Here is a 14,465-nt window from a genome sequence, read left to right as displayed (position 1 = left end):
GATTTACTGCTCTAAGTTTTTGTTTTTCCGCGTTTTCCTAGTCATCAGGTGATTCCACCTGATTAGAAAACGCTCTAGCGCCGCGCGTCCGCCAGCAGCATTTCCGCGCCCTTTTCCGCGATCATCATCGTCGGCGCATTGGTATTGCCGGACGTGATCGTCGGCATGACAGAGGCATCGATTACCCGCAGCCCGTCAAGCCCGCTCACCCGCAGGCGTGCGTCGACCACCCGGCCCATGGCGGCAGTGCCGACCGGATGGAAGATGGTGGTGCCGATCGCCCCCGCCGCGCGGCGCAATTCCTCCTCGCTCTCGAACGCGGGGCCGGGGCGCAGTTCCTCCGGCGCATAGCGGGCCAGGGCGGGCTGGGCGACGATGGCACGGGTCAGCCGGATGGCCTGCGCGGCAACGCGCAAGTCCTCCTCCGTGGAGAGGTAGTTGGGCCGTATCGCCGGCGGGGTGGAAGGATCGGCGCTGGCGATGCGCGTGGTGCCCCGGCTCTCCGGCCGCAAGTTGCAGACGCTGGCGGTGAAGGCGGGAAAGGGGTCGAGCGCTCCGCCGAACGCCTCAAGGCTGAGCGGCTGAACGTGATATTCCAGATTGGGCGTCGCATAGTGCGGATCGCTGCGGGTGAAGACGCCCAATTGGCTGGGCGCCATCGCCATCGGGCCGCTGCGGCGAAGGGCATATTCCAGCCCGATCAGCGCCTTTCCGAACAGCGTGGCCGCCCGCTGGTTGAGCGTGGAAACCCCGGTGACGCGCCAGGCGCAGCGCAGTTGCAGATGGTCCTGCAGGTTGCCGCCGACTTCCGGCCGGTCCAGGCGCGCGGTTACGCCCAATGCCGAAAGGTGCGCCGGATCGCCCACGCCGCTGCGCTCCAGGATCGCCGGGGAACCGATCGCGCCCGCCGCCAGCACCACTTCGCCATGCGCCCGCGCCTCGCGCGGTTCGCCGCCGATCGAATAGGCCACGCCCACGGCGCGCGCGCCGTCGAGCAGCACGCGGTCCACCAGCGCGCCGGTTTCCACCTTCAGGTTGGCGCGGCTGCGCACCGGTTTCAGGAAAGCGTCGGACGCACTCCAGCGCCAGCCGCGGCGCTGGGTCACCTGGAAGAAGCCGGCGCCATCGTTGTCGCCAGTGTTGAAATCGTGGCTGGCGGGAATGCCCTGTTCGCCGCAGGCGTCGCGGAACGCTTCCAGGATGTCCCAGCGCAGCCGCTGCTTTTCCACCCGGATCTCGCCCCCGGCGCCGTGGAAGTCGCTGGCGCCGTCATAGTGATCTTCCGCAAGCGTGAAGTAGGGCAGCACGTCGTCCCAGCCCCAGCCCGGATTGCCTGCCTGCCGCCACTGGTCGAAGTCGCTGGCCTGCCCGCGCATGTAGATCATGCCGTTGATCGATGAGCAGCCGCCCAGCACGCGCCCGCGCGGATATTTCAGGCTGCGCCCGCCAAGGCCCTGCTCGGCATCGGTGGCATAGCACCAGTCCGTCCGGGGATTGCCGATGCAGTAGAGGTAGCCAACGGGCACGCGGATCCAGATATAATCGTCCTTGCCCCCCGCTTCGAGCAGGAGCACGCGGTTTCGCGGGTCCGCGCTGAGCCGGTTGGCCAGAACGCAGCCGGCACTGCCGCCGCCCACCACGATGTAGTCGAACTCTCCCATTTCCAAGGGCTAGGCCGCCGGGAAAAGGCGATCAAGCAGCACGGTGAAACGCGGCCCGGCATCGCCGGGGCGGGCGGCGCCAATGCAAAACCATGGATAAGGTTCCAGGTTAAAGTAATTTAATCCTCTGGGGAGCTTGCGACAAATCCGTAGTGATTTAACCAAAGAGCAAGAGAACTAACCTATGCGTCAAGCCATAGGGGATGGCGATGAGTCGCCATTTTTACGGGAGCCGTCGGTGCTTGGCTGGTGTGGGACGTCGGGGGGCGAACCAGACCGGCAGGGCAGAACGGGCACGAGCAAGAGGTCGCCTCACGTGCCCCGCCTTCGCCGACGGCTCTTTTTTCCCGTCTCCCGCGCGATCATCCTGATTTTCCGGTACGCCTGCACGCGTGCGCGCGCCGATACCGGCATATCCTGCGGCGGCGCGAAGGATGGCGGAAGCCTTCGTCGCCCACCATGGCGACGATCCGGCCATAGTATCGCCGGTCATCTTCTGAAATCGGGCCGCTGAAATCGGATACGCCCCCGGCAGGCGACGCCGGCCGGAATTTCCATGCGTCCATTGTCCTACGAATGGCGCATCGGAAAAGCCGGCCGGCGCTCCACGAAGGCGTTCACGATCGGATCGATCGCGTTCGCCTTCTGTCTGGGCGGGCCTTATCCGCCCAGAGCGTGCTCCTCCGCCGTGACTGGATCGCCCTGCCGTGGCTGCTCGTAGATCGCGCGACTGATCCAGACTGCCGACATCGCCAGAATGGCCAGCATCAGTCCGAACATCAGTACCCAGCGAACCACATGCGGCGTGCTGCCCGAACGGGCTTCATCGTCGTCCAGGTGAACTTCTTCGCCAAAGCGTTGCATCCAGGCTCTCCCGCAGGCCAGCGGATTTTCCTAACCGCTTACATGGGGCAGAGGGCCAAAATGGCCACAGTGCATCACGGGCCATACGGTTAACGCCTGAATCCGCTTCCGGTTCCCGGGAAAGTACCGAGGCCGCGATCAGGGTGCTTGTCGGGCGAGCAGGTGCAACGTCCGTTCGTCGCGTTGGCCGCTGCAGAAGGCATCCAGCGCGCGGGAAAAGCGCTCTCCCCCGCCCGCCTCCTCGAACAGCGTCATCGAACTGCGAAACTTCATCGCATCCACTTCGCCCAGGATGGCGGCGGCGCTGCGCTCGCCCGCCCAGCCCAGCATCGTATCGGTGGTTTCGTCCAGGTGGGCGCCCAGCAGCGGATGCGCCAGATAGGCCCGCGCCTCTTCCAACCCTGCAATCGCGTAGAACTGGGCGGTTACGCTCAGTCCCAGGCCGGCCATTTGCGGGAACACGAACCACATCCAATGGCTTCGCTTGGCCCCGTCCTCCAATTCGGCCACGACTTGCGGATAGATGGCCTCCTGGGCATCGATGAAGCGCTGGAGCGTGGCCATGCCCTTACCCTGCCGCCGGCTTGCGGCCGGCCAAGCCATCGCCGGGCGGCGGCCCCGTCTCGACCGAGTGTGGAAGGCGGCTGGGATTCTGGATCGCCCGGAAGATCCCCAGCAACCCCAAGGTGACGATCGATGCCGCGAAACCGAGCAGCAGGACATTGCGCACCGCGACCGGAATGCCGTCCGGCGGCGCTTGGCGCTCAATCGTTCGTGTCCCGGGATCGGGATGCGGGGCTGGAATATCGGAGGGGCGGGGCGGTTGGGGCATGACTCAGTGACCGCCCGGGGGCGCCGGTGGAGGCGGGCTCTGCATTCCGGGCTGGGTCTGCGGGTTGGCGTCGCCCTGCTCCACGGCGCGGCGCGTATCGGCAGCGCCGCCGGTATCCTTGGGCGCCTGCGTCGCCGGCACGATCCAGATCAGCGACAGCGCCGCGATCGCAAGAATCAGGCCTATCAGCAGGACATACCGGACGACGCCCGGTGTGGCGCCGGCACGCGCTTCCGTCTTGTCGAGGTGTACTTCCTCGCCGCGGGTTTCCATTTCGCTCTCCCGAATCTGATCGACCGCGAAGGACTGTCTTGGGAGGGTCAACGCACCGGGGCGAAGGGCGTTCCGGCGAAAGGTTTGCGGAGGGAGTTGGCCCGCGAAAGAAGGGGCACGAAAAAAGGGGGCCGGATGCGCTGGCATCCGACCCCCCTTCGAATAGGTCTGCGGACCGATCAGTCGCGCAGCAGTTCGTTGATGCCGGTCTTCGAACGGGTCTGCGCGTCCACGGTCTTGACGATCACGGCGCAATAGAGCGACGGGCCGGGGGTGCCGTCGGGCAGCGGCTTGCCCGGCAGCGAGCCGGGGACGACCACCGAGTAGGGCGGCACCTTGCCGATGTGGACTTCGCCGGTCGCACGGTCGACGATCTTGGTCGATGCGCCCAGGAACACGCCCATGGAGATCACGGCGCCTTCACCGACGACGACGCCTTCGGCCACTTCCGAACGGGCGCCGATGAAGCAGTTGTCCTCGATGATGACCGGGCCGGCCTGAAGCGGCTCAAGCACGCCGCCGATGCCGACGCCGCCCGAGATGTGGACGTTCTTGCCGATCTGCGCGCAGGATCCGACGGTGGCCCAGGTATCGACCATGGTGCCTTCGCCCACATAGGCGCCGATGTTCACGAAGCTGGGCATCAGCACCACGCCCTTCGAGATGAAGGTGCCGCGGCGAGCGACGGCGCCCGGAACCACGCGGAAGCCGGCCTTGCGGAAGTCTTCGTCGGCCCAGCCGTCGAACTTCACCGGCACCTTGTCGAATGCGGGCGCACCGCCGGCGCCGTGGGCGACGGGGGCATTGTCGTTCAGGCGGAACGAGAGGAGCACGGCCTTCTTCAGCCACTGGTTGACCTTCCAGCCACCATTGCCGTCCGGTTCGGCGACGCGGGCGGCGCCCGATTCGATCAGGCCCAGCGCTTCGTCGACCAGCTTGCGCACGTCGGCGCTGGCGGGGGTGACGGTGTCGCGCGCATCCCAGGCGGCTTCGATCGCGGTTTCGAGTTCGGACATGTTCGCGTCTCCAGAAAGTCTGCCGGTATTATGTTCGTCCGCGCGCCTAGAGGGTGCGGGCGGGCAGGACAAGCAGGAAGGGCGCAGGAGCTATAAGCGAAGCGTCGGCAGGCGGCCCTAGGGCGCCGGGGCGAGCTTGGCCGAATCGATGTGCCAGCGCAGTTGCGCGGCGGAGGCGCCGTCCACGTCGTTCACCCGCCGCACCACGTAAGTGCCGCGAAAACGCTGGTGCGTGCCATTGTCCAGCGTGGCGTCCACCGTCACCGGAACCGGCTGGTAGATCGATCCTGCGCCGGCATCGCCCGGTTGCAGCGCCCCGATCACGACATGGGTGGCGCGGGTATGCGCGAAGCCGGCACGGAATTTCTCCGGCGTCTGGTTCGGGGGGCCGTTCTCGCCCCATTGCTGCCAGGCGGTGTCGAAATCGCGGGCATTGAGCGCGGAATAGTAGCGCTGCACGACGGCGGCGGCGGCTTCCTTGCTGCGCGGATCGGGCTTGCAGCCGGCCATCGGCTTTTCGTCGGGGCCGGTCATCGCACAGCTTCGGGCGATCTCATCCTCGATCATCGCGCAGCTGTTGGCGACGTTGCACGGCGGGTGCGTGGCGGGCGAGACGTTGCGGCACAAGTCCGCACGCTTCTGCGCGGCGGTGGCGCCGATCTCGTCCGCGCAGGAGAGCGGGCCGGTTGCGGATGCGAGCGTGGGGGCGGTCTGGGTGGCTTCGGGCATCGCGCTGGCGACTTGCTGCGTTACAGCCTCGGTCGTGGCTGAATCGTCCGGCTTGTCCGCCGCGGCTTGCCGATCGCGCGAAGGGCCGCAGGCCGCGATGGCCAGCAGGCCGAAGGCGGACAGTGCGCAAGCGAAAGGTCTGGTCTTGCCGGTCAATGCCATCTCCCCGTCCCGAATAGGGTCGGGGGCGGCTGGCTGGTGCCGCCCCCTTGCCGGACTCTACGCATGAAACGCGCGCAGGTGCCCGGCAAGGGTGCGAAAAATCGATTCAGGGGGCCATCAGCCCACGAACGAAGCCGATCAGCCCGGTCTGGCGGGCGCGGCGCATGCGTTCGGCGGCCAGGATCTGCTTCACCTTTTCGAAGCAGTGATCGATGTCATCGTTGACCACCACGTAGTCGTAGCCGTCCCAGTGGCTGATTTCGGAGCGGGCGCGCTCCATGCGCGCGGCGATCACCTCCATCGAATCGGTGCCGCGCCCGGTCAGGCGGCGGCGCAATTCGTCGATGCTGGGGGGCAGCAGGAATACGCGCACCACGTCGCGCTCCAGCTTCTGATAAAGCTGCTGGGTGCCCTGCCAGTCGATGTCGAACAGATAGTCCTGCCCGTCCTTCAGGCCCGCCTTCACTTGCGCCTTGGGGGTGCCGTAGGAATTGCCGAACACCGTCGCCCATTCCAGGAATTCCTCGGCTTCGACCATGCTGTCGAACTGCGTCTGGCTGACGAAGTGATAGTCCTTGCCGTCCACTTCGCCGGGCCGGGGCGGGCGGGTGGTGCAGGAAACCGAGTTGCAGATATGCGGATCGTGTTCGAGCAGCATGCGCGAGATCGTCGTCTTGCCCGCGCCTGAGGGCGAGGACATGATGAGCATCAGGCCGCGCCGGGCCAGCGTTCCCTCTGAGGGATCGAGAGCAGGAATTTCGGAAGAGTGGACCATGCGCCCCGATGCCGATGCATGGCGCGCAAATCAAGAGGGCAGGTGCCGATCGCGGGAAAGTGCTTAGGCCGAGCCGAGGCTGGCCGGCGGGTTCCGCCCTACCAGTCCTTCGTGCCGTCGTCCGCCATATCGTCGAGCTGCCGCTGGCCCTGCGCCTTGGCCTTGCGCGCGCGGGATCGATCGTAGAGCGTCTTGGCGGCGAGCCCGCCGACCACCACGATGGCGCCGGGCACCGATGTCAGCGCCACGCGGGCGAGCAGGCCGTGGGCCAGCGATTCGCCCAGAGAGCGGCCCTTCAGGATCGCGGTGGCCTTGCGCGGGGCGTAAGCCTTGCCGAGCAGGGCATGCTCCACCGCGCGCCGCGCGACGGCCGCCCCGCCGCGCAGGGCGATATCGGCGATGAACAGATTGGTTGCGGAATTGGGGCTGGGGCCGTGCAAATCGGCGGCCTTGCCCTTTAGCCGGGCCTTTACCTTGGCGGCACGCCCCTTGGGACGCTTCGTTCCAGCAGCTCTCGGATCAGGCAGCGCAGGAATGGCGGCTTCGGCCATTTCGGCAAGCCGCCCCTGTTCTTCATCGATCGCGCGCTGGAACTTGCCCGAGGCCATGGCCTTTCCGCTTTCCCGGGCCGTTCGTGCCCGCCTACTTCTTTTTGCCGAAATCGACCGAAACGACGTTCGATCCATCTTCGCTGGGAGTAATGCGCGAGGAGACGTCGCGTTCCGCGTCGTTACCCGGCTCGGCAGCGAGTTCTTCTTCCAGTTCGTCGTCCGAAATGGCCTGGAACTGAAGCCCGAAGTCCACCGCCGGATCGACGAAGGCAGTGATCGCGGAGAACGGGATCACCAGGTTCGACGGGCGCTGGTTGAAGCTGAGGCTGACGGAGAAGCCATCTTCCCCCACCGAAAGATCCCAGAACTTGTTCTGGAGCACGATCGTCATCTCGTCCGGAAAGCGGGTGCGCAATTCGGCGGGAATCGACACCCCCGGCGCTCCGGTCTTGAAGGTGATATAGAAGTGGTGGCCGCCCGGCAGGTTGCCGCCGGTGGATTCCACTTGGCCCAGAACACGGCCCACGACGGCGCGCAGGGCTTCCTGGACGATCTCGTCGTAGGGGATCAGGCTGTCTTGAGGCGTATCGTTCATCGCGCCCTAGGTGCTTGTGCAAGACCTGTCGGTCAAGCGGGTTCGGCGATAAAATAGCATGACCGGGCGTGTTTTCCCTAGGTCGTTTTAACGGAAATGGGGTTTGAAAATGCGGCTGCAGCCGGATTTTTGCGGCACCAGCCCACTCCCCCACCCGACCACCCATCAGGATACACTTGCGGGAGGCCGGGTGGGGCAGTGGGCTGGTGCCGCTCTAAAAATGCGCCTGCGCGCATTTTTCAAACAGACTTTACCTCGCACAAACATTGCTTGCCGCGCCTGCCACGCGCACAATTGATTCCGCGCGATAGAGGTCTATAGGCCCTTCCCATGCGCACCGCCTCGATCAATCGCAAGACTCACGAGACCGACATTGCCGTCTCGGTCAACCTCGACGGCACCGGGACTTACGACGTCTCGACCGGAATCGGTTTCCTCGATCACATGATCGAGCAGTTTTCGCGCCATTCGCTGATCGACATTACCTGCCATATCAACGGCGACCTCCATGTGGACCAGCACCACACGACCGAGGACAGCGCCATTGCCATCGGCCAGGCGATCAGCCAGGCGCTGGGCGACAAGGCCGGCATCGGCCGTTACGGCGATGTCCATTCGCCGATGGACGAGGCGCTGAGCCGCGTCTCGCTGGACATTTCCGGCCGCCCCTACCTGGTGTGGAAGGCCGCGTTCACCCAGCCCAAGCTGGGCGAGTTCGATACCGAACTGGTGGAACACTGGTTCCATTCGATTTCGCAGGCCGTGGGCATCACCCTGCATATCGAGCAGCTCTACGGCACCAACAACCACCACATCTGCGAAGGCATCTTCAAGGGCTTCGCGCGCGCCATGCGTTCGGCGGTGGAACTGGACCCGCGCAAGGGCGGGGCCATCCCCTCGACCAAGGGCATTCTGGGCGGAGACACGTTGTAATGGCACTCTTCATCTTCTCGCTTCGCTACATCGCCCCGGTCGAGCAGGTCGACGCGCTGCTGGACGCGCATGTCGAATGGCTGCGCACCAACCATGCCGCCGGCCGCTTCGTGGGCTGGGGACGCAAGGTTCCCCGTGACGGCGGGATCATCCTGGCCAAGGGCGACAGCCGCGAGGCGATGGTGGCGCTGGCCGCCAGCGATCCCTTCGTGGCCGGTGTCGTCGCCGAAGTCGATGTGATCGAATGGGCGCCGGGCTTCCTGGACGATAGCGTGGCCGGTCTCGCCGGATGACGTTGGCGCTGATCGACTACGGCGCGGGCAACCTGCACTCGGTGGCGAACGCTCTGCGCGCCGCCGGGGCCGAAAATGTGGCGATCACCGCAAATCCCGATGTCGTGCGCGCGGCGGACCGCATCGTGCTGCCGGGCGTCGGCTCGTTCCGCGCCTGTGCCGAAGGGCTCTGGGGCATTTCCGGCATGGTGGAGGCGATGAACGAGCGCGTCCACGTGGGCGGCGCGCCGTTCCTGGGCATCTGCGTGGGCATGCAACTGCTCGCCACGCGCGGGCTGGAACATGGCGTGACCAAGGGGCTGGACTGGATCGGCGGGCAAGTCCAGCTGATCGAGCGCACCGATCCCGCGATCAAGATCCCGCACATGGGCTGGAACGATGTCTCGCTGGGCCGCAAGGACCCGGCGCAGGGCCTGATCGATGCGGGAGAGGCCTATTTCCTGCATTCCTACCACTTCCAGCCCGATGACGGCGCGCACGTGGCGGCGATGACCGACCATGGTGGCGGCCTGGTCGCGGCGGTGGCGAAGGACAATGTGGTGGGCGTGCAGTTCCACCCGGAAAAGAGCCAGGCTTACGGCCTTGCGCTGCTGTCGCGGTTCCTGGAATGGAAGCCGTGAGCGGCGCACGCTGCCCTACCACCCAATTCACGTCATCCCCGCGCAGGCGGGGATCCCGCTTCCTTCTGCCCTCGTCCTGCCCTGCCGCCAGCGGGGCCTCCGCTTTTGCGGGGGCGACGAAGTAATCTACGTCAGGATCGCCAGATGATCGTATTCCCCGCCATCGACCTCAAGCAGGGTCAGGTCGTGCGCCTTGCCGAAGGCGACATGGATCGCGCCACCGTCTACGGCGACAACCCGGCCGCGCAGGCGATGCTGTTCGCCGAAGCGGGTTCGCAATACCTCCACGTCGTCGATCTCGATGGCTCCTTCGCGGGCCGGGCCGAGAACCGCGAGGCGGTGGAAGCCATCCTCGAAGCGTTCCCCGGCCACGTCCAGCTTGGCGGCGGCATCCGCACGCGCGAAGCGGTGGCGGGCTGGTTCGAACTGGGCGTCAGCCGCGTGGTCATGGGCACCGCAGCGCTGAAGGACCCGCAGTTCGTCAAGGATATGGCCAAGGAATACCCCGGCGGCATCGTTGTCGCCGTGGATGCGCGCGACGGCATGGTCGCGACCGAGGGCTGGGCGGAAGTGTCCGACGTCTCGATCGTCGACATGGCCCGCCGGTTCGAGGATGCGGGCGTTGCCTCGCTGCTGTTCACCGACATCGGCCGTGATGGCTTGTTGAAGGGCGTGAACATCGACGCCACTGTCGATCTCGCGCGCCGCACCGACCTGCCGGTGATCGCATCGGGCGGCGTGAAGGGCCTCGACGACATTCGCCTGCTGGCGCTCCATGCCCGCGACGGCATCGAGGGCGTCATCACCGGCCGGGCGCTCTACGACGGCCGTCTCGACCTCGCCGCCGCCATCCAGATGGCTGAGCGCGAGGGATGAGCGGCGGAATGCTGGGGGCGCTGTGCCTGACCATCGGCATCCTTGGCATTGTGCTGATGGTAAAAGAATTTCTTACCGGTGAAGCCAGTCTCGTCTGGGGGACTTTCAGCCGTTTTAGCGCCCGCCGCACGGTTCAACCTAGGGCGTTCTGGGCCATCAGTCTTTGGAATGCTGCCCTGCGCATTGCCTGTATCGCAGCGGGTCTTGCGTTCGTGAGGCAGCCTTGAACGAGAATCGCCTTGTTGCGGTTCTGGCGCTGGCCGTTCTGGTTCCGAGTGCGCTCTGGGCGGTGCGCGACTTTCGTGAAGGCAAGGCGCGGCTGCTGCTGTTCAGCCGTGCGCGGTCGAAAGTCGAAACGACGCTGGCCGAAAATCCGCGCAAGTTCTGGGGCTATTCGGCGTTCAACCTTGCCGTTTGCCTGGGGCTGGGCGCATTGTGCGTGATGCTGTTCTTCAAGCCGGTAGAGTGAAGTTATGCCAAGGATCTTGAAATGACAGTTCGTGTCCGCGTGATCCCCTGCCTCGACGTCCGTGACGGGCGCGTGGTGAAGGGCGTGAATTTCGTAGACCTGATCGACGCCGGCGACCCGGTGGAACAGGCGCGCGCTTATGACAAAGCCGGCGCGGACGAGCTGTGCTTCCTCGACATTTCCGCCAGCCACGAAGGCCGCGGCACTTTGCTCGACGTGGTGCAGCGCACGGCGGAAGTCTGCTTCATGCCGCTGACCGTGGGCGGCGGCGTGCGCACGGCGGAGGACGCCCGCGCGCTGCTGCTGGCCGGCGCGGACAAGGTGGCGGTGAATTCCGCCGCCGTCTCGCGCCCCGAAGTGGTGGCGGACATTGCCGAGAAGTTCGGATCGCAGTGCATCGTCGCCTCGGTGGATGCGCGCCGGGTGGCGCCGGGCAAGTGGGAGATCTTCACCCACGGCGGCCGCAAGGCGACCGGGATAGACGCTCTGGAACACGCGGTGAAATTGGCGGACTATGGCGCCGGCGAACTGCTCGTCACCTCGATGGACGGGGACGGTACGCAGAATGGATACGATCTGGCGCTGACCCGTGCGATCGCCGAATCGGTGTCGATCCCGGTGGTTGCCAGCGGCGGCGTCGGCAATCTCGACCACCTGGTGGCGGGCGTGACCGAAGGCAAGGCGAGTGCGGTGCTGGCGGCATCGATCTTCCACTTCGGCAAGCATTCGATCGCCGAAGCACACGCGGCGCTGCGCGCGGCAGGGTTGCCGGCACGGGGCTGAAGCGGCTCATCGCAAGGTTTGGCGAAACATCTGGCCCGTAGCGGGACGATGCCTTATGGCCGCTTGCCGGAGAGGAGCACCTGACCCCAAGTCGCGGTGAACCTTGTCGGATTCACCGGAGTTGCCCCCCTTGCTGCCGCTGATGCTGCCCCAGACCCCGCGCCCGATCCCGCATCTGCCGGGAATGCCGATCCGAATCGCGGCGCTGGCGGCGATCGCGCTGGTGCCGGCCCCAGCGATCGCGCTGGTGCCGGCCCCCGCATTCGCGGCCGACGCGGCCGTGCTTCCGGAGCCGAGCGGGCTCATGCTCTTCGGCATCGGCGTGGCCGGCGTGTGGCTGGGGCGGCGGTTCTCGCGCGGGAAGAGCAAGGACTGATTCCCGCCACGCTTGACCGGCCACGCTTGACCGAACGCGCGCGCTTGCGCATGGCTGCGCGCGATGAGCACTTCCGAGACGCCCTCTTCGCAAGAGACCCTGGCCCGCCTTGAGGCGACGATCGCCACCCGGCGCGATGCCGATCCCGCGACCAGCTACGTCGCGAAGCTCCACGCCAAGGGTCTGGGCAAGATCGCGCAGAAATTGGGTGAGGAAGCGACCGAGACGATCATCGCCGCGCTCTCCGAAGACGAGAAGGCGCTGACCGGCGAGGCGGCGGACCTGATCTTCCACCTGATGGTGCTGCTGGGTGCCCGCAATGTACCGTTCGGTGCCGTTCTGGCAGAGCTTGACCGGCGCGAGGGCGTATCGGGCATCGAAGAGAAGGCGGCTCGCCCTCAAGACTGAAAAACGCGGAGATTTTGATGCCGATCGACCCCAGAGAACCTTACGACGACAACAACATCTTCGCGAAGATCCTGCGCGGCGAACTGCCCTGCGGCAAAGTCTACGAAGACGAATTCGCGCTGGCTTTCAACGATATCCGCCCGCAGGCGCCGGTCCACGTGCTGGTGATCCCCAAGGGCCGCTACGTGTCGTGGGACGATTTCACCGCCAAGGCCGACGATGCCGAAATCGCCGGTTTCATGCGCGCGGTGGGCAATGTCACCCGCCAGTTGGAACTGGACGGGCCGGGATACCGCCTGCTCGTCAACATGGGCACCAACGGCCACCAGGAAGTGCCGCATCTGCACGTTCACATCTTCGGCGGACGCCAGTTCTTCCAGATGATCGCGGATTGAGGCCCCAAGTCGGGTGCGGCGCAATCCGCCTGCACCCGATTTACCGGCAAATCACCCAGTTTTTGGGGGATAAACGCGGAATTCGCCCCGGTTCCGCGCCGTCACATCGGCAATTGTCGCCCTCAGGGCCAGTGCAAGGGTTTGCACGCCCCGTCGCTGCCGTTACACAACCCGCGCAATGAGCGACGACCTACTCTCCACGGATCCCCGGCCCCAGAGCGGCAGCTTCGACGGCCCGGTCCACCGCTATGCGCTGCGCGTATTCTACGAGGATACCGACGCGGGCGGGGTGGTCTATCACGCCAATTACATCCGCTGGTTCGAACGCGCGCGGTCGGACCTGCTCGACATGCTGGACATCGACCAGCGCGCCGCGCTGGAATCGGGTGAGGGGCTCTACACCGTGGCGGAGGTCAATATTCGCTACCTTTCGCCCGCCCGCCTGGGCGATGCGGTGGTGATCGAGACCGATGCAATTCAGATCGGCCGTGTCAGCTGCACGCTGCGTCAGGTGGCCAGACGGGGAAAAACCCGGCTGGCCGAGGGCGTGGTAAAGGTCGGGTTCATCAGTCCTGAAGGACGACCGCGCAGACAGCCGGAGGCCTGGCAACGGGCCTTCCACACCATCCTCCAAAGCTCCTCGCAGGACCTCCAGCCCGGCCCGGAAGGACAAGAATGACTTTCGAAATGCTCGCCTCCGCCATCTCCATCGGCAGCGATTCCAATCACCTGAACCCGATCAAGCTGTTCCTCGACGCCGATATCGTCGTGCAGGCGATTATGGGCGGGCTGCTTCTGGCCAGCCTGTGGGTCTGGACGATCATCATCGGCTTCACCCTGCGCATGGGCAGCGTCTCGCGGACTTCCGAGGATTACGAGGAAGGCTTCTGGGAAGCGCAGAATTTCGAGGCTTACCAGAAGGATCGCCGCCGCGCCGAAGTGCCGATGGGCAAAGTCGCCGGGGCCGGTCTTGCCGAATGGCGCCGCAATGCCGCGATGAAGCAGATCGATCCGGAAGGCGCACGCGAACGCATCGCCCTGGCCATGAGTTCGTCGGTCGGCGAAGAGGCGGACAACCTGTCGAACCGCCTGAACTTCCTGGCGACCGTCGGCTCCGTGGCGCCGTTCGTGGGTCTGTTTGGCACCGTCTGGGGCATCATGAACAGCTTCTTCCAGATCGGCCAGCAGCAGAATTCCTCGCTCGCGGTGGTTGCGCCCGGCATTTCGGAAGCGCTGTTCGCCACCGCTATCGGCCTGTTCGCGGCCATCCCGGCGGTTATCGCCTACAACCGCTTCTCGCACCGCGTGAACCTGTTCGAATCGCGCATGCAGCGCTTTGCCGACAAGCTGCACTCCGCCCTCACGCGTGAGCTGGAGCAGCGCTGATGGGCATGGGAATGTCCGGCGGAGGAGGTAGGCGGGGAGGCCGTCGTGCAGGCGGCGGCCGCACGCCGATGGCCGAAATCAACGTGACGCCGCTGGTCGACGTCATGCTGGTGCTGCTGATCATCTTCATGGTCACCGCGCCGCTGATGAAGGCGGCCGTGCCGATAGACCTGCCCGACAGCCGCGCCAACGCGACCAGCGAAGAGAACGACCAGATCACCATCTCGGTCAAGCGCGACGGTACCGTCTATTACGAGCAGGATGCCCTGGCCGCCGGCGAGCTGGCCGAACGTCTTGCCGCCGTGCCGGCGGACACCGATGGCAAGAAGCCGCAAGTAACCCTGCGCGCCGACAAGGCGCTGGATTATGGCCGGGTGATGGAAGTCATGGGTGAGCTGAACCATGCCGGGTTCACCCAGATCGCGCTGGTGACGGGTGTCAGCGGCGGTTCAGGCAACTGAGCTAGGC

The 14,465-nt window shown here is 65.7% G+C and carries 23 protein-coding genes; 13 read left to right on the top strand and 10 right to left on the bottom strand.

Going from position 1 to position 14,465, the window contains the following annotated elements:
• Positions 1–74 precede the first annotated feature (74 nt).
• The 10 genes from WBP07_RS13270 to WBP07_RS13225 form a co-directional block, all read right to left on the bottom strand.
• Positions 75–1,661: a GMC family oxidoreductase gene (locus WBP07_RS13270; RefSeq protein WP_395395792.1), complete on the bottom strand. Its 1,587-nt coding sequence runs from the start codon at positions 1,659–1,661 to the stop codon at positions 75–77.
• Positions 1,662–2,321: 660 nt separating this feature from the next.
• Positions 2,322–2,525: a hypothetical protein gene (locus WBP07_RS13265; RefSeq protein WP_395391672.1), complete on the bottom strand. Its 204-nt coding sequence runs from the start codon at positions 2,523–2,525 to the stop codon at positions 2,322–2,324.
• Between the two features lie 138 nt (positions 2,526–2,663).
• Complete coding sequence (locus WBP07_RS13260; protein ID WP_395391670.1) at positions 2,664–3,089, bottom strand: DUF1810 domain-containing protein; 426 nt, start codon at positions 3,087–3,089, stop codon at positions 2,664–2,666.
• Positions 3,090–3,093: 4 nt separating this feature from the next.
• A complete protein-coding gene (locus tag WBP07_RS13255) occupies positions 3,094–3,357 on the bottom strand; it encodes a hypothetical protein (protein ID WP_395391668.1) in 264 nt (87 codons plus the stop codon).
• A 3-nt stretch (positions 3,358–3,360) separates the two neighbouring features.
• Positions 3,361–3,630, bottom strand: coding sequence for a hypothetical protein (locus tag WBP07_RS13250; protein WP_395391666.1), 270 nt, complete (start codon positions 3,628–3,630; stop codon positions 3,361–3,363).
• Between the two features lie 179 nt (positions 3,631–3,809).
• Positions 3,810–4,646 (bottom strand): 2,3,4,5-tetrahydropyridine-2,6-dicarboxylate N-succinyltransferase, encoded by an 837-nt coding sequence (gene dapD, locus WBP07_RS13245; protein WP_132388437.1) that lies wholly within the window; start codon positions 4,644–4,646, stop codon positions 3,810–3,812.
• 117 nt (positions 4,647–4,763) lie between these two features.
• On the bottom strand, positions 4,764–5,537 hold the full coding sequence (locus WBP07_RS13240) for a hypothetical protein (RefSeq protein WP_395391664.1): 774 nt from the start codon (positions 5,535–5,537) through the stop codon (positions 4,764–4,766).
• Positions 5,538–5,643: 106 nt separating this feature from the next.
• A complete protein-coding gene (gmk, locus tag WBP07_RS13235) occupies positions 5,644–6,312 on the bottom strand; it encodes a guanylate kinase (protein ID WP_395391662.1) in 669 nt (222 codons plus the stop codon).
• A gap of 98 nt (positions 6,313–6,410) precedes the next feature.
• Positions 6,411–6,920: a hypothetical protein gene (locus WBP07_RS13230; RefSeq protein ID WP_395391661.1), complete on the bottom strand. Its 510-nt coding sequence runs from the start codon at positions 6,918–6,920 to the stop codon at positions 6,411–6,413.
• 34 nt (positions 6,921–6,954) lie between these two features.
• Positions 6,955–7,458, bottom strand: a complete 504-nt coding sequence (locus WBP07_RS13225; RefSeq protein ID WP_395391660.1) for an SspB family protein — start codon at positions 7,456–7,458, stop codon at positions 6,955–6,957.
• 330 nt (positions 7,459–7,788) lie between these two features.
• Between WBP07_RS13225 and hisB the strand changes: the two genes are divergently transcribed.
• From hisB to tolR, 13 genes are all read left to right on the top strand, one after another.
• Positions 7,789–8,391, top strand: a complete 603-nt coding sequence (gene hisB, locus WBP07_RS13220; RefSeq protein WP_395391658.1) for an imidazoleglycerol-phosphate dehydratase HisB — start codon at positions 7,789–7,791, stop codon at positions 8,389–8,391.
• Positions 8,391–8,684 carry a YciI family protein gene (locus WBP07_RS13215; RefSeq protein WP_395391657.1) on the top strand — a complete coding sequence of 98 codons (294 nt, stop codon included), beginning with the start codon at positions 8,391–8,393 and terminating at the stop codon, positions 8,682–8,684. The genes hisB and WBP07_RS13215 overlap by 1 nt, the downstream gene beginning before the upstream one ends.
• Entirely contained in the window at positions 8,681–9,304 is a 624-nt protein-coding gene (hisH, locus tag WBP07_RS13210; protein ID WP_395391655.1) for an imidazole glycerol phosphate synthase subunit HisH, read from the top strand. Before WBP07_RS13215 ends, hisH begins: the two co-directional genes overlap by 4 nt.
• Positions 9,305–9,448: 144 nt before the next feature.
• The gene (gene hisA, locus WBP07_RS13205; protein WP_395391654.1) at positions 9,449–10,180 is read left to right on the top strand and encodes a 1-(5-phosphoribosyl)-5-[(5-phosphoribosylamino)methylideneamino]imidazole-4-carboxamide isomerase; all 732 of its coding nucleotides are present in this window, start codon (positions 9,449–9,451) and stop codon (positions 10,178–10,180) included.
• 8 nt (positions 10,181–10,188) lie between these two features.
• Positions 10,189–10,407, top strand: coding sequence for a hypothetical protein (locus WBP07_RS13200; protein ID WP_395391653.1), 219 nt, complete (start codon positions 10,189–10,191; stop codon positions 10,405–10,407).
• On the top strand, positions 10,404–10,649 hold the full coding sequence (locus WBP07_RS13195) for a hypothetical protein (protein WP_395391652.1): 246 nt from the start codon (positions 10,404–10,406) through the stop codon (positions 10,647–10,649). The genes WBP07_RS13200 and WBP07_RS13195 overlap by 4 nt, the downstream gene beginning before the upstream one ends.
• Before the next feature lie 21 nt (positions 10,650–10,670).
• The gene (gene hisF, locus WBP07_RS13190) at positions 10,671–11,432 is read left to right on the top strand and encodes an imidazole glycerol phosphate synthase subunit HisF (protein ID WP_395391650.1); all 762 of its coding nucleotides are present in this window, start codon (positions 10,671–10,673) and stop codon (positions 11,430–11,432) included.
• 142 nt (positions 11,433–11,574) lie between these two features.
• Positions 11,575–11,808 carry a PEP-CTERM sorting domain-containing protein gene (locus WBP07_RS13185; RefSeq protein ID WP_395391649.1) on the top strand — a complete coding sequence of 78 codons (234 nt, stop codon included), beginning with the start codon at positions 11,575–11,577 and terminating at the stop codon, positions 11,806–11,808.
• A gap of 63 nt (positions 11,809–11,871) precedes the next feature.
• Positions 11,872–12,216 carry a phosphoribosyl-ATP diphosphatase gene (locus WBP07_RS13180; protein WP_395391647.1) on the top strand — a complete coding sequence of 115 codons (345 nt, stop codon included), beginning with the start codon at positions 11,872–11,874 and terminating at the stop codon, positions 12,214–12,216.
• 17 nt (positions 12,217–12,233) lie between these two features.
• On the top strand, positions 12,234–12,611 hold the full coding sequence (locus tag WBP07_RS13175; protein ID WP_395391645.1) for a histidine triad nucleotide-binding protein: 378 nt from the start codon (positions 12,234–12,236) through the stop codon (positions 12,609–12,611).
• 178 nt (positions 12,612–12,789) lie between these two features.
• Positions 12,790–13,290 (top strand): YbgC/FadM family acyl-CoA thioesterase, encoded by a 501-nt coding sequence (locus WBP07_RS13170; RefSeq protein ID WP_395391643.1) that lies wholly within the window; start codon positions 12,790–12,792, stop codon positions 13,288–13,290.
• Positions 13,287–13,997 (top strand): protein TolQ, encoded by a 711-nt coding sequence (gene tolQ / locus WBP07_RS13165; RefSeq protein WP_395391642.1) that lies wholly within the window; start codon positions 13,287–13,289, stop codon positions 13,995–13,997. The genes WBP07_RS13170 and tolQ overlap by 4 nt, the downstream gene beginning before the upstream one ends.
• Positions 13,997–14,458 carry a protein TolR gene (gene tolR, locus WBP07_RS13160; protein ID WP_395391641.1) on the top strand — a complete coding sequence of 154 codons (462 nt, stop codon included), beginning with the start codon at positions 13,997–13,999 and terminating at the stop codon, positions 14,456–14,458. The genes tolQ and tolR overlap by 1 nt, the downstream gene beginning before the upstream one ends.
• Positions 14,459–14,465 lie beyond the last annotated feature (7 nt).

Origin of the sequence: Novosphingobium oxfordense (genome assembly GCF_044029435.1) — a bacterium.
GTDB lineage: Bacteria > Pseudomonadota > Alphaproteobacteria > Sphingomonadales > Sphingomonadaceae > Novosphingobium.
The sequence above is the reverse complement of the archived record's forward strand: the minus strand, read 5'-3'. Positions and strand labels throughout refer to the sequence as shown.